The following is a 13,929-nucleotide window of genomic DNA, read 5'->3' on the forward strand; positions in this document are numbered from 1 at the left end:
TTCTTACGCCTTTCTTTCCAGTACTCTGCCGAACATGCCGGAAGGGCGTACCAGCAAGATAATAAACAGCAAGCCAAAAGCCACCGCATCGCGGAAGTCGCTGGATATATAAGCGACACTCATCACTTCAGCAAAACCCAGGAACAAGCCACCTATCATGGCACCGCGTATATCGCCCATGCCACCCAGGATAATCACAGCTATGCCCTTATGCAGCATGGGTTGTCCCATGAAAGGGGAGATCGCATTGAATGACAGGCCGACCAGCACACCAGCAGCGCCGCCCAGTGCTGCTGCGGCAAACGAAGTCAGGAAGAACAGACCCTCGACATTGATGCCGAGCAGGTATGCGGCTTTAGGAGATTCTGCAATCGCCCGCAAGGCACGGCCAATTTGCGTGCGGCGCATGACTTGCAGCAGCACCAGCATGAGGACAAAGGCAATCACGACAATCGCCAGTTGCACCGCCGTCAGATGCAAATTGCCTAGGCTGAAGCTTTCTTCCGGGATGGTGCCAAACGGGAAGCGTTTGTTTTCTGCCCCAAAAATCCCCTGGGATATATTGGTGATCATGATGGCTACGCCTATGGTGGCGATCATCGGTGCCAGATGCGGTGCATTGCGCTGACGCAAAGGGCGCAAGACCAGGAAATCGACGACCACGCCCAGCAATCCGCAAGCCAGCATGGACAGCAACATCGCCATCCATAAAGACATCTGGAATGAGCTGACCAGCAGCAAGGCCATGTAACTGCCCAGCATGAAGATGGCGCCGTGCGATAAATTGATGACGCCAAGGACGCCGAACACCAGCGTGAACCCCAGGGCGAAAAGCGCATACACGCTGCCCAGGGTCAGGGCGTTAATGAGTTGTTGTGCCAGCATGGGTATCCAGATGATGAGGATTGCTTCGTTTCATTTGCAGATGCAGGCCGGCCATCAGCATATGTAGATGGGATGAAAATTATCCCAGCAAGAGAAGTCGTAAAACAAGTGCCCCAGCCCCCAGTTTAGCGGGGGCGTGAGGCAGCTATACATTTATTTCAGCAATACAAATTTGCCGCCTTTGGCTATATTGACGATGGCATCTTGCTGAGCATCATAGCCAGCTTCCTTGCCATCCTTGGCAGCTGCGCGGCGGAATGCGAATTTGCCAGTGGCACCCTCAATTTTTACGGCTGGCAGTGCATCGCGCAATGCCAGGCGGTCTTTTTCAAGGTTTCCGCTCAGGCTGACTTTTTTCAAAGCTTCTGCAACGATGTGCATGGCGTCAAATGCCTGTGCTGCAAACTGGTCAGGATCGGAACCAAATTTTGCCTTGTAGTCAGCCATGAAGCTCTTGTTGGCAGCAGAAGGGTTTTCAGCAGACCATGGGCTGCCCATGAGGGTATTGTCAGCAGCGTCTTTGGCGATTTCAAACAGTTTTGGTGAATTGAAACCATTACCGCCGACGAATGGCTGCTTCATACCAAGTGAGCGGGTTTGCAGGATGATATTTGCCGCTTCTTCAGCCAGGCAGGAGCAAACGATAGCATCAGGATTGGATGCCTTGATCTTGGTCAGCTGTGCCTTGAAATCCACGTCGCCTTTGGCGTAGGTTTCTGTATCGGTGACGGGGATTTTTTGTTCAGCCAGTGCGCTTTTGAAAACATCGTAGCCGCTCTTGGTAAACGCATCATCGTTGCCGTACAGGATGGCGACTTTCTTGATATTGAATTGCTTAACCGCTGCGCGCGTAGTCACAGGCAATACGTCGGCTTCCATGACGGAATTGCGGAAGGTGAATGGCCCCATATTGGTGATGCCATCAGCGGTATTGCTGGTGCCAAATACGACCGTCTTGGTGGCATTGGCAATCGGATCAGCGGCAAAGGCGGAGTTCGACAGGGTAGGGCCAAAAATCATCAATACTTTTTCCTGGAACAACAATTTCTTGAAGACATTGATGGCTTCTTCTTTTTTACCTTGCTCATCTTCAGCAACCAATTGTATTTTGTTGCCGTTCACACCACCCTTGGCATTGATCTGATCGGCAGCCAGCGTGAAGCCGTTTTTGATCGCTACGCCATATTTTGCGGCTGGGCCGGTCAGTGCTTCGGCAACACCGATTTTTATATCGGCAGCCTGGCTCAGTGTGGAATAGGCCAGGAAGGTGGCAGCAGCTAACAATTTAAGACGGTATGACATTGTGTTCTCCTGAAAAGTACATTTTGGTTTTTGTGGTCCGCAACATGAATTAAATATATCTGATCCATGCGCATTGCTATCAAAGCGGCCAACAAAATTTATTAGATATTGATTGTCACGGAGGATTGTATGGGCTCACAACCTCAGCAGCAATAAAACGCCATGCTGCGATGCAATATTGATTACTTAAGTAGTACTACTGAAGTCTGTGATTTTCAGGTCTGGAAATATAGTGCTGACCAATGGAAAACATGCCAGCACCTGCATTTGCAGGTGGGCTGGCAAGTTGTGAAGATGCAGTTAAAGACTGTTGTTATTGCAGTTTCAGGCGCAAACGGGCAATCGCTGCTTTAACCTGGTTTGGTGCGGTGCCGCCTATGTGGTCGCGGGCGGCAACTGAGCCTTCCAGTGTCAGCACATGGAATACGTCTTCATTGATGAGGCTGGAAAAAGCGCGCAATTCTTCCAGTGACATATCGCTGAGGTCGCAGCCTTTTTCTACACAAGTGCGTACCGCCAGCGCCACTGCTTCGTGGGCATCACGGAAAGGCAGGCCTTTCTTGACCAGGTAATCAGCCAGATCGGTTGCTGTCGCATAACCCTGCAAGGCGGCGGCGCGCATGGCTTCTGGCTTGACGGTGATGCCACCGGCCATGTCGGCAAAAATACGCAGGGTATCGATAACGGTATCTACCGTATCAAACAAGGGTTCTTTATCTTCCTGATTATCCTTGTTGTAAGCCAGTGGCTGGCCTTTCATCAGGGTCAGCAGGGCGATCAGGTGACCATTCACACGGCCAGTCTTGCCACGTGCCAGTTCTGGTACGTCAGGGTTTTTCTTTTGCGGCATGATGGAAGAACCTGTGCAAAAACGGTCAGCGATATCGATGAAGCCTATGCGCGGGCTCATCCAGATTACCAGTTCTTCTGACATACGCGAGATATGTGTCATCACCAGCGCAGCAGCAGCACAGAATTCGATGGCGAAATCGCGGTCAGACACGGCATCCAGCGAGTTATAGCAAACTTCATCAAAGCCCAGGGTTTTGGCAACGCGTTCACGGTCGATAGGGAAGGTTGTGCCAGCCAGGGCAGCAGCACCCAGCGGTAGGCGATTCACACGCCTGCGGCAATCCTGCATACGTTCTGCATCGCGGCCAAACATTTCTACATAAGCAAGTATGTGATGACCAAAAGTGATGGGCTGGGCCACTTGCATGTGGGTAAAGCCTGGCAGTATCGTATCCGCATTCTTTTCTGCCAGATCGAGCAGAGCCAGACGGAAATCTTGCAAGAGTCCGAGGATATTGTCTATGGCGCTGCGCATGTACAGACGGATATCGGTGGCAACCTGGTCATTGCGTGAACGGCCAGTGTGCAGGCGTTTGCCAGCATCGCCTACCAGTTCAGTCAGGCGTTTTTCTATATTCAGGTGCACATCTTCCAGGTCCAGCAGCCATTCAAACTTGCCGCTATCGATTTCGGACTTGATCTGTGCCATGCCGCGTTGAATATCCGCATAGTCCTGGGCTGTGATGATATTTTGAGCTTGCAGCATTTCAGCATGTGCCAGCGAACCTTCAATATCAAAGGCAGCCATGCGGTTGTCAAAGAAGACGGAGGCAGTGTAGCGTTTGACCAGATCGGAAACAGGTTCAGAGAAACGGGCAGACCATGCCTCGCTTTTTTTATTGAATTGTGATGTCATAGTGAATTATTGCCATATTGGCTGCATTTGCGAGAGAATTTCCCTTGATTATCCCAGATTTTGCGCCTGATTACCCTTGGAAATACCAAAGGACTAGCCGGACTGGACTAATTAAGCACTTAATTTACTGGCAAAAATGCTGATGACTACTTGTAAACCGGGAGTGAAATTGCCCCAAGAGTTTAAAGATAATTAAAAATGACCAATGATAAGAAAAACAGCGCAAGTGAGCAGCTCATTCCGGATTGTTGTAATTTGGGTGTGTTTTCGCGCATCCTGATCAGTGTGAATCTGATCACCTTATTGGCTTTATGGTCGAGAGGGGATGAGTGGCGTGTCGTGTTGCAAAATTTTCTGGAAAGCGCGGCATTGATTGAGACAATATGCCTGCTTTCCTTGCTGATCCTGTGTAATTTACGCAGATTTTCTGTGCGTTATTACATGTCTGGCTGGTTCCAGCGCGTATTGTGTTGCATGTTGCCAACGGCAATCGCTGCCTTGCTGATGATTTATTTGCGTATGCAAGACTGGATAATGGCCAGCTTTCCCAAGCTAAATCCCCTGTTTGTTGTGGTCGCAACTGGTTTGCTGGCACTGGCATATCAGCAGTATTTTGAATTGCGTACCCGGGCTTTTTCACCTGCGTTGGGTGAGGCCAAACTGCAGGCATTGCAAGCGAGGATACGTCCACATTTCTTGTTCAACAGCTTGAATACCGCCTTGTCGCTGATACGCACCGAGCCGCGTCGCGCAGAAATGGTGCTGGAAGATCTCTCAGACCTGTTCCGGGTATTAATGCGCGATACCCGCGATGTCACCAGTTTGCAGGATGAAATACGCTTGTGCGAGCAATATCTGGCGATAGAAAAAATACGCCTGGGTGAACGTATGCAGGTGACCTGGGATAAAGAAAAAATTTCCCCCCAGGAGTTGGCCGAGATAGAAATTCCTTCATTGCTATTGCAGCCCCTGCTTGAAAATGCAGTTCATTACGGCGTTGAGCCATCGGTGCAGCAAGCGACTGTCACGGTAGAGATAAGACGTCTGTTGGACAAGGTGGAAATTCGCATTCGCAATCCCTATCACGCAGAGGCAAATATGGTTTCCGGTAATCAGATGGCACTGGAAAACATACGGCAGCGACTAAGTTTGCTTTATGATATCGAAGCGCAAATTCAATATGGCGTAGTAGATGCGTACTTTGAAGTTAAGTTGCAATTCCCGGCTAAGAGATGATGACACCAAGAATACTGATTGTTGATGATGAGGCACCCGCAAGACAAAGGCTGTTGACGCTATTGTCAGACATAGAGACAGAATGCCCGGTGACGGTGGTTGGAGAAGCTGAGAATGCCATGTTGGCGCTGGAAAAAATCAGCAATCTGCAACCTGATATTGTTTTGCTGGACGTCCAGATGCCGGGCATGAATGGCATAGAACTCGCACAGCATCTGGCACAACATCAGGCCAGTCTGCGTTCGCCAGCGATTATTTTTGTGACTGCCTATGATGAGTTTGCCGTCAAGGCTTTTGAGGTGCATGCACTTGATTACCTGATGAAGCCGGTGCGGGCCAGTCGTTTGGTGGATGCGCTGGTGCGTGCCAGTGAAAAAATGAAGGGTGCACGCCGCCTGCCTGAAACCATGGCAACGGATACCAGCGGCCCCAGGCGCAAGCATTTTTCAGTATTGGAAAGAGGGCGGATATTATTGGTGCCGGTAGCCGAGGTGCTATTCTTGAAGGCAGAACAAAAATACGTGACCCTGCATACAGCGCAACGTGAATATCTGCTGGAAGAGTCGCTGACTTCGATAGAGGTGGAGTTGGGGGACTTGCTGGTCAGGGTGCACAGGAATGCGCTGGTCGCACGTAGCGCCATTAATGGCGTAGAGCGTGCAGTGCAAGTGGTGGATGCTGACAATAATCAGGAAAAAGTATCTGAATCCTGGCAAATCATTGTCAGTGGATGCGCTGAACGTTTGCCAATTTCACGCAGGCAGTGGCCGGTTATTAAAGCTCTGGTGCGGGTTTGATTTGTGTTTTTGTGTGCTCAGTTGCGCCCAGTTGCGTTCATTTGCGCTCAGCGCCAGACCGGTAAGCCAGTCAGGTCTGTGTTGTCATCATGCACCCAGGCTGGCAGACCGGTGCGGTCAGTTGGGCCCAGCACTTCCAAAAGTTCAAGCTGTTCTTGTTTTTTGCCGCGTTGACGAGGGGCAGGTACTGGTTTTCTGGTTTCTGGCAATAAAAATGCTGGTTCGCCAAAGCCGGGTAATTCCAGGGTAGCGTGATCTTTATTGTCTTTCATCAGTTGAGCTTGATCAATGTTGATGTGTGGCGATGCCTGGTAAAGCTTAAGCGAAAAAGCAAAATAAACCGCCCCTGGCAATTGCTTGCCAGAAGAAATATAGTGCCCGGTAAATTTGTGCGAATGCACCAGAACAAAGAAACTTGGTTGCGGGGGCAGGATTTGAACCTACGACCTTCGGGTTATGAGCCCGACGAGCTGCCAGACTGCTCCACCCCGCGTCTGAAGGAGGCGAATTGTACATGGCGAAGGCGCTATATACAATCATTTATAGAAATATTTTTATATCGGTCTTAAATTGACGGCCCGGCGACAGTGCAATTTGCCATTCTTCACAATACAAATGTGGCAAATAGTGCTGCTGATAGAACCCGCGCAATAAATTGCATGCATAATGGAAGCATAGAGAAGCACGCTGATGCTGGCCTTGCCGGCATCAGCCGCAAATTATTTTCAGGAGTGAAAAAGCAGTTATGGAATTCGAAGTTATCGACACGCAAATTTCGCCAGGCGGCCGTATGGAAGTTTTGTCCAAGGCCGAGGTCGTGCAATTGCTCGACAATAGTCATGGCGGTTTGTACCAGGTGTTTCGCAGTTGCGCACTGGCGGTCTTGAATTGCGGCAGTGGTCTCGACGATGGCAAGGAATTGCTGGAGCGTTACAAGAGCTTTGACATCAGCATCATCCAGCGCGAACGCGGCATCAAGCTAGATGTCAAGGGCGCACCAGCCAGTGCCTTTGTGGATGGCGTCATGATCAAAGGTATACAAGAACACTTGTTTGCCGTCTTGCGCGACATTCTGTTCATCAAGGCCGCGATCGAAGATGACCGCAAGTTTGATCTGGCGACCACTGAGGGTATCAGTGATGCGGTTTTTCACGTCATGCGCAATGCCAATTTGCTCAAGCCTCAGGTCAATCCTAATATGGTGGTGTGCTGGGGCGGGCATTCGATTTCCAGCGAAGAATACGACTACACCAAGCATGTAGGGTATCAGCTGGGTTTGCGTGGCATGGATATCTGTACAGGCTGTGGTCCAGGTGCCATGAAGGGCCCGATGAAGGGGGCCACTATAGGTCATGCCAAACAAAGGATTACCACAGGCCGCTATTTAGGCATTACCGAACCGGGTATTATCGCTGCCGAAGCGCCGAATCCTATCGTCAACGACCTGGTAATCTTGCCAGATATAGAAAAACGCCTTGAGGCTTTTGTGCGCATGGGCCATGCCGTCATCGTGTTCCCTGGTGGTGCAGGTACGGCAGAAGAAATTTTGTACTTGCTGGGTATCTTGCTGCATCCTGATAATGCCGAGTTGCCTTTCCCCCTGATTTTTACCGGGCCCGAAAGTGCAGCAGATTATTTCCGTCAGATAGATCAGTTCATTGCTGCAACGCTGGGCCCTGAGGCTCAGCAGAACTACAAGATCATCGTCAATGACCCTGTGCGCGTAGCACAGGAAGTGCAGGCTGGTATCAAGGAAGTGCGTGAGTTCCGCAAGGCCAAGGGCGACGCCTATTATTTCAACTGGTTGCTGAAGATAGATGCAGAGTTCCAGAAGCCGTTTGAACCCACGCATGAAAACATGCGCAACTTGGCTTTGCACAAGAATCAGGATACGCATCTGCTCGCGGCAAATCTGCGTCGTGCTTTTTCAGGTGTGGTGGCTGGCAACGTCAAAAACCAGGGCATCCGTGCGATAGAAAAACATGGGCATTTTGAAATTCGCGGCGATAGTGAAATAATGGCATCAATGGATACCTTGCTGGCATCTTTTGTTGCACAAAACCGCATGAAATTGCCTGGTAAGGCTTATACCCCTTGCTACCGTGTTATAAAGTAATTGCGTTGCAGTAAAACAGTAGGATAATGGTGCATCCCCTGTTCCATCACGATGAGGAAAACAGACATGAGTTCCGTACAGCAAGAAGTCGATGAACGTACCAATCTGACAGCGTCCAACAAGTTTGAATTGCTGCTGTTCCGTCTGGGGACAGATGGCAATAGTGACAGGTCAGAATTGTTTGGCATTAATGTTTTCAAGGTACGAGAGATAGTCGCCATGCCGACGATTACTGGTATGGCGGGCGCGATGCCCCACATGCTGGGTGTGGTCAATTTGCGTGGTCAGATTATTCCTGTCATCGACCTGCCTTCGGTGGTCGGGCTCAAGCCTAAAACTGGCCTGAACATCATGCTGGTCACTGAGTATGCGCGCACCACTCAGGGTTTTGCGGTTGAATCGGTCGAAGAGATCGTACGGCTGGACTGGAATCAGGTTTTGTCGGCTGAAAACAGTGCGGCAGGTGGCATGGTCACCAGTATTGCCCGCCTCGATGGTGACACAGAGGACACCCGCCTGGCCCAGGTGCTGGACGTGGAGCAAATCTTGCGCCAGATTACGCCATCTGATACCAAGGATGTAGACCCAGATACCATAGGCGCCAAGCTACAGATGATACCTGGCTCTGCCATTCTGGCAGCCGATGATTCAGCCGTTGCCCGCGGTTTGATCGAGCAGGCACTGACAGCCATGGGTGCCCAGTTCATCATGACCAAGACTGGCAAGGAAGCCTGGGAGAAATTACAATCCCTTGCCACCGCAGCCCAGGCCGAAGGCAAGGGCGTGCGCGACAAGGTATCCATGGTGCTGACGGACCTGGAAATGCCGGAAATGGATGGCTTCACACTGACACGTAAAATCAAGAACGATGACCGTTTCAAGTTCTTGCCGGTGGTGATCCATTCATCCTTGTCAGGCGCAACCAATGAAGATCATATCAAGACAGTAGGTGCCGACGCCTATGTTGCGAAATTCGTGGCTGAAGAACTGGCGGCTACAATACGGTCTGTATTGGCAAAATAAAAGACTGCCGTAGAAACTGAAAACTGAAGCTTGCAAAAAAGGGTGCAATTATTTCATTAATTGCACCCTTTTTGTGTCTGGCCTGGCCGCGCTTATCTGGCTTGTGCCGGGACACGTTCCCAGCCACCGGGACAAGACTTGATCGCCGGGTAAAAACCGTCAGGCTGATGGCAATACAGCCAATCCTTGCCTGCCGTAGATTGCGGGGCAGGATTGGGCTGGCTGATGATATTGCTGTCATCAACATAACTTTGAGTATAGGTCGTGTATGTAGGGTAATTGTCCGTATAAACCACATTGCCGGTGCTGACGACAGGTGTCACATAGGTGACAGCAGGGGCAACGACCACGCTGGGGTAATAACGCCAGGAATAATCGTAAGGATAATAGGCAGACACATAACTATGCCGGTTGCCATAATTGAAATATAGCGGCGGAATGGAAACGCCTATGCTTACCCTGGGATGAAAATGATGGCCGCCAGGGCGAGCCCATACTGAGCCTGAGAGTGCCAGCAGAGCCAGGGTGACAGCAAATATTCTGAGTGATTTCATGGTATTTCCGCAATAAAATATTTGTTTGATGCCTGTTTGATGCCTATTTGTCAGTTTAGGTCGAAATCTGGAAACTTATTGAGAAAAATTTACTCTTTATGATTCGCGCCGATTCACTACGCCAGAACTGGTTTGCAAGCATGTTGACCAGAATAAATAAAACAATAGCGTGTTATCTTAAGGGGAATTATGAAATTCGTGATTAAAAAATGTGCAGCCTTGTGCGCTCTTGCCTTGATGGCCAATCTGCCAGTATATGCTGCCGAAGCCGTTATGGCCGATGCACCTGAGGCTGCTAAACCGGGCATACGCGAACAATACACCAAATATGAATACCAGGTTCCCATGCGTGACGGTACACGGCTTTTTACCGTGGTGTATGTTCCCAAGGATAGCAGCAAGTCTTATCCTTTCCTGATGACACGTTCACCCTACGGTAGCGGTGTCTATGAAGGCGGGCAATCGCACTATGGCGTGGATTTCTACCCGCAGTCCCTGGGACCCTCCAAAGAATTTGACCAAAGTGGCTATATCTTCGTCAAGCAAGACGTGCGTGGCCGTTATATGTCTGAAGGCGTCTGGCAAGAAATGACGCCGCATATCAAGGCTGGCAGGCGGGCCGGCGAGGGTGTCGAGAGCCAGGACATGCATGACACCGTTGAGTGGCTGTTGAAAAACGTCAAGGGCAATAACGGCAAGGTCGGTATCTGGGGTATTTCCTATCCTGGTTTTTATGCCTCGGCCAGTATCATAGACTCACATCCGGCGATCAAGGCCGCTTCACCACAGGCGCCAGTCACTGATTTGTTCATGGGGGACGATTCCTATCATGGCGGTGCCTTCATGCTGGCGGCTAACTTTGGGTTCTTTTCCAATTTTACGGTAGAAAAAAATCCCACGACCTTGCCCAAACGCTGGGAAGAGTTTGATTTTGGTACCCCGGATGGCTATCAATATTTTCTCAAGTATAAAACCCTGAAAAACATTACTGCCCAACTGTCAGACAAGCAGCGTGAATTACTGATGCCGACAATAGAACACACTACCTATGATGATTTCTGGAAAAGCCGCAATATCGCTGCTCACCTGAAAAACATCAAGGCAGCCGTGCTGACTGTTGGTGGCTGGTATGACGCAGAAGATCCGCAAGGTCCATTCACGACATATCACAGCATCAAAAATAATAACAAGGGTTATTACAATGGCCTGGTCATGGGGCCATGGTCGCATGGCGGCTGGGCCGGTGCCGAGGGTAAGTCATTGGGAAATGTGAGTTTCGATGTCAAAACGGGCGACTATTACCGCAAGAATATCGTTTTCCCTTTCTTTGAACAGCATTTGAAGGGCGCCACTGGCAAGGCTTTGCCGGAAGTGACCGTGTTTGAAACCGGCACCAATGTCTGGCGCGAATACCCCAGTTGGCCACCGCAACAGGCGCAAAAACGTACCCTGTATTTTGGCAAGGATGGTAGCCTGAGCTGGAAGGAGCCGCAGACAGAATTCAATACCTTTGACGAATATGTCAGCGACCCCAATAAGCCCGTGCCGTTTATCTCTTACGTCGCCACTGGTGCGCCGCGTGAATATGTGGTCTCTGACCAGCGCTTTGCTTCCACACGGCCAGATGTGCTGGTCTATCAGACTGAACCTCTGGAAGAAGACGTGACCGTCGTCGGGCCAGTCAATCCCAAATTGTTTATCTCAACCTCTGGCACGGATGTAGATTGGGTCGTCAAACTGATTGATGTCTATCCATCGGCTTATCCGGATAAGCAGGTAGTGCGCGAACGTGCGAATGACGTGCCGCCACCATCCGTCGCCATGGCCGGTTATCAGCAACTGGTCAGGGGAGAGCCTTTGCGCGGCAAGTTCCGCAACAGCTTTGAAAAACCTGAGCCTTTTGTACCTGGCAAAGTGGCGGCCATCAGCTATAACATGCCGGATATCCAGCACACCTTCCGCCGTGGTCACCGCATCATGGTGCAGGTGCAGAGTAGCTGGTTCCCACTGGTAGATTTGAATCCGCAAAAATTCATGGATATTCCCAAGGCCAATCCAGAAGATTTCCAGAAAGCGACACAAAGAGTATATCGTTCACCCGGACAATATTCAGGTATAGCCGTGCAAGTAATGCCGTAAAAATCAAGAGACAGGGACAAAAAAATGAAAACAAAAAATATCTTCAAACGCAGTTTGCTGGCTAGCCTGGTTGGCGTGGCTTGCATGGGTAATGCAGTATTTGCTCAGACAGCGACTTCAAACCAATTGGTCTTGGAATCCATGACCATGGATAAAAAGGCTGATCCCTGCACAGATTTCTTCCAATATTCAAATGGCGAATGGCTGAAGGCTAACCCCATTCCTTCCGACCGTGCGCGTTACAGCGCCTATGATGAAGTGACAGAGCGAAATCTGACAGCACTGAAGCTCATTGCAGAAACAGCCGCAAAAGGCGAGGGCAAGAGCAAGGCAGCGCAACTTGTCGGCGCTTTTTATGCCAGTGGCATGAACGAAACTCAGATAGAAAAAGAAGGTATCAAACCGCTAGAACCACAGTTTGCACAAATCAATAACATCAAGGATAGCCAGCAATTATTGGCTGTGATTGCCGGATTGCATAAACAAGGTGTTTCTCCCTTGTTTGGTTTTGCAGTCGATCAGGACGCTAAAAATACTACGCGTTATATCCCGCAAATCATGCAGGGTGGCCTGGGTTTGCCTGACCGCGATTATTACCTGAAGACTGATGCCAAGACCAAGGATATCCGTGACAAGTATGTCGCCTATGTGACCCAGATTTTTACCTTGCTCGGTGATGCTCCAGAGCAGGCAAAGAAAAACGCTGCTGTTGTGCTGACACTGGAAACCCGCTTGGCCAAGGCATCCTTGACCAAGGTCGAATTGCGCGACCCGCAAGCCAGCTACCATTTGTCTGACTTGAATGCCTTGCAAAAAACAGATAAAAAAACTGCCTGGTCCACCTATTTCAATGAACTGGGCCTGGCGCAGCCAGGACAATTCAATCTTGCCCATCCCAAATTCATTGCGGAAGCAGGGCGCATGGTTAATTCCATCAGTCTTGATCAATGGAAGACTTATTTACGCTGGCAATTGGCGAATGCGCGTGCCAGGGATTTGAGTTCAGCCTTTGTCAATGCCAGTTTTGACTTTTATGGCAAGACGCTGGCAGGCACCAAGGAATTGCAACCACGCTGGAAGCGCGTGCTGGGCTCTATCGATAACATGGCAGGTGAAGCCATGGGGGAGCTGTATGTCGCCAAATTCTTTGGTCCTGAAGCCAAGGCGGGCGTACTGGAAATGGTCGATAACATCAAGGCGGCCATGCGTGAAAGTATCGGCAAGCTGGAATGGATGTCGGACACGACCAAGCAACAAGCTTATAAAAAGCTCGACACGATCCTGGTGAAAATAGGTTACCCCGATGTGTGGCGTGATTACAGCAGCTTGCAAATCGATACTGGTCCGTACGCAGCAAACATGGCACGCGCCGCTGAATTTGAATTCAAACGCAATCTCGCCAAGCTGGGTAAGCCGATAGACAGGAATGAATGGGGTATGACGCCACAAACCGTGAATGCCTATTACAACCCCACCATGAATGAAATGGTCTTCCCCGCAGGCATATTGCAACCACCGCTGTACCATGTGAATGCTGACCCTGCCGCCAACTATGGCAATACCGGTGCAACGATAGGCCATGAACTGACGCATGCCTTTGATGATGAAGGACGCCAATATGATGCTCAGGGTAACCTGAAAAGCTGGTGGACCAAGGACGATGAGAAAAAATTCCTGGTTCGTGTCAAAGCCATTGAAAAGCAATTTGATGAGTTTAATCCTATCGACAAATTGCACATTAATGGCAAGTTGACTGCCGGTGAAAATATTGCCGATCTTGGCGGTATGAAGATTGCCCTGCAGGCTTTGCACAAATCGCTGGAGCGCAAGCCCCAGGCCAGGGAAATTGATGGCTTGACGGTTGATCAACGCTTCTTTGTCGCCAATGCGCAAAGCTTCCGCAGCCTTATCCGTGATGAAATGTTGCGTATGAAACTGGCAACTGATCCTCACTCACCAGACAAATATCGTGTCATTGCGCCGTTGGCAAATATGTCGGAATTTTCTGATGCTTTTCAGTGCAAGGGAGATCGTTCGCCCCTGCGCCCGACAGCGACGCGGGTAAATATCTGGTAACAGCGTATACTATGGCCTGAAATGCAGTAGTGGATGCAGGCTAAAGGGGCGCTGGATATCAATCTGGCAATCCCAAGCCTGCCAATATTTCTT

11 protein-coding genes and 1 tRNA gene are annotated in these 13,929 nt (G+C 50.0%); 6 read left to right on the plus strand and 6 right to left on the minus strand.

Annotated elements, in window-relative coordinates; genetic code table 11:
- Window positions 1–3: 3 nt before the first annotated feature.
- The 3 genes from ACO0LI_RS18780 to argH all read right to left on the minus strand — a co-directional run bounded on the left by ACO0LI_RS18780 (window position 4) and on the right by argH (window position 3,895).
- Window positions 4–885: a branched-chain amino acid ABC transporter permease gene (locus tag ACO0LI_RS18780; protein WP_162040954.1), complete on the minus strand. Its 882-nt coding sequence runs from the start codon at window positions 883–885 to the stop codon at window positions 4–6.
- Between the two features lie 153 nt (window positions 886–1,038).
- Window positions 1,039–2,187 (minus strand): ABC transporter substrate-binding protein, encoded by a 1,149-nt coding sequence (locus ACO0LI_RS18785; RefSeq protein WP_423034432.1) that lies wholly within the window; start codon window positions 2,185–2,187, stop codon window positions 1,039–1,041.
- Between the two features lie 313 nt (window positions 2,188–2,500).
- Window positions 2,501–3,895: an argininosuccinate lyase gene (gene argH / locus ACO0LI_RS18790; protein WP_422952063.1), complete on the minus strand. Its 1,395-nt coding sequence runs from the start codon at window positions 3,893–3,895 to the stop codon at window positions 2,501–2,503.
- Between the two features lie 198 nt (window positions 3,896–4,093).
- On the opposite strand from argH, the gene ACO0LI_RS18795 reads away from it, so the two are divergent.
- Window positions 4,094–5,131, plus strand: coding sequence for a sensor histidine kinase (locus ACO0LI_RS18795; protein WP_423034434.1), 1,038 nt, complete (start codon window positions 4,094–4,096; stop codon window positions 5,129–5,131).
- A complete protein-coding gene (locus ACO0LI_RS18800) occupies window positions 5,131–5,928 on the plus strand; it encodes a LytR/AlgR family response regulator transcription factor (protein ID WP_423034436.1) in 798 nt (265 codons plus the stop codon). The genes ACO0LI_RS18795 and ACO0LI_RS18800 overlap by 1 nt, the downstream gene beginning before the upstream one ends.
- A 47-nt stretch (window positions 5,929–5,975) precedes the next feature.
- On the opposite strand, the gene ACO0LI_RS18805 is transcribed toward ACO0LI_RS18800, so the two are convergent.
- Complete coding sequence (locus tag ACO0LI_RS18805; protein WP_422952060.1) at window positions 5,976–6,200, minus strand: hypothetical protein; 225 nt, start codon at window positions 6,198–6,200, stop codon at window positions 5,976–5,978.
- A 144-nt stretch (window positions 6,201–6,344) separates the two neighbouring features.
- Window positions 6,345–6,421: transfer RNA gene (locus ACO0LI_RS18810), tRNA-Met, on the minus strand.
- A gap of 252 nt (window positions 6,422–6,673) precedes the next feature.
- On the opposite strand from ACO0LI_RS18810, the gene ppnN reads away from it, so the two are divergent.
- A complete protein-coding gene (gene ppnN / locus ACO0LI_RS18815) occupies window positions 6,674–8,044 on the plus strand; it encodes a nucleotide 5'-monophosphate nucleosidase PpnN (RefSeq protein WP_423034438.1) in 1,371 nt (456 codons plus the stop codon).
- Between the two features lie 66 nt (window positions 8,045–8,110).
- On the plus strand, window positions 8,111–9,067 hold the full coding sequence (locus ACO0LI_RS18820; protein WP_422952058.1) for a chemotaxis protein: 957 nt from the start codon (window positions 8,111–8,113) through the stop codon (window positions 9,065–9,067).
- A gap of 92 nt (window positions 9,068–9,159) precedes the next feature.
- Here the strand turns inward: ACO0LI_RS18820 and ACO0LI_RS18825 are convergent, their stop codons facing one another.
- Entirely contained in the window at window positions 9,160–9,621 is a 462-nt protein-coding gene (locus tag ACO0LI_RS18825; RefSeq protein ID WP_423034440.1) for a hypothetical protein, read from the minus strand.
- Window positions 9,622–9,810: 189 nt separating this feature from the next.
- Between ACO0LI_RS18825 and ACO0LI_RS18830 the strand changes: the two genes are divergently transcribed.
- Both ACO0LI_RS18830 and ACO0LI_RS18835 read left to right on the plus strand, forming a co-directional pair.
- Complete coding sequence (locus ACO0LI_RS18830; RefSeq protein ID WP_423034442.1) at window positions 9,811–11,760, plus strand: CocE/NonD family hydrolase; 1,950 nt, start codon at window positions 9,811–9,813, stop codon at window positions 11,758–11,760.
- A gap of 24 nt (window positions 11,761–11,784) precedes the next feature.
- On the plus strand, window positions 11,785–13,836 hold the full coding sequence (locus tag ACO0LI_RS18835; protein ID WP_423034444.1) for a M13 family metallopeptidase: 2,052 nt from the start codon (window positions 11,785–11,787) through the stop codon (window positions 13,834–13,836).
- Window positions 13,837–13,929 lie beyond the last annotated feature (93 nt).

Origin of the sequence: Undibacterium sp. Tian12W, assembly GCF_049339405.1 — a bacterium.
Taxonomy (GTDB): domain Bacteria; phylum Pseudomonadota; class Gammaproteobacteria; order Burkholderiales; family Burkholderiaceae_D; genus Undibacterium.

Coding starts and splice junctions, on each gene's coding strand:
- ACO0LI_RS18820 (WP_422952058.1), top strand. CDS start 8,111: ATGAGTTCCGTACAGCAAGAAGTCGATGAACGTACCAATCTGACAGCG.
- ppnN (WP_423034438.1), top strand. CDS start 6,674: ATGGAATTCGAAGTTATCGACACGCAAATTTCGCCAGGCGGCCGTATG.
- ACO0LI_RS18800 (WP_423034436.1), top strand. CDS start 5,131: ATGACACCAAGAATACTGATTGTTGATGATGAGGCACCCGCAAGACAA.
- ACO0LI_RS18805 (WP_422952060.1), bottom strand. CDS start 6,200: ATGAAAGACAATAAAGATCACGCTACCCTGGAATTACCCGGCTTTGGC.
- ACO0LI_RS18785 (WP_423034432.1), bottom strand. CDS start 2,187: ATGTCATACCGTCTTAAATTGTTAGCTGCTGCCACCTTCCTGGCCTAT.
- ACO0LI_RS18795 (WP_423034434.1), top strand. CDS start 4,094: ATGACCAATGATAAGAAAAACAGCGCAAGTGAGCAGCTCATTCCGGAT.
- ACO0LI_RS18835 (WP_423034444.1), top strand. CDS start 11,785: ATGAAAACAAAAAATATCTTCAAACGCAGTTTGCTGGCTAGCCTGGTT.
- ACO0LI_RS18830 (WP_423034442.1), top strand. CDS start 9,811: ATGAAATTCGTGATTAAAAAATGTGCAGCCTTGTGCGCTCTTGCCTTG.
- ACO0LI_RS18780 (WP_162040954.1), bottom strand. CDS start 885: ATGCTGGCACAACAACTCATTAACGCCCTGACCCTGGGCAGCGTGTAT.
- argH (WP_422952063.1), bottom strand. CDS start 3,895: ATGACATCACAATTCAATAAAAAAAGCGAGGCATGGTCTGCCCGTTTC.
- ACO0LI_RS18825 (WP_423034440.1), bottom strand. CDS start 9,621: ATGAAATCACTCAGAATATTTGCTGTCACCCTGGCTCTGCTGGCACTC.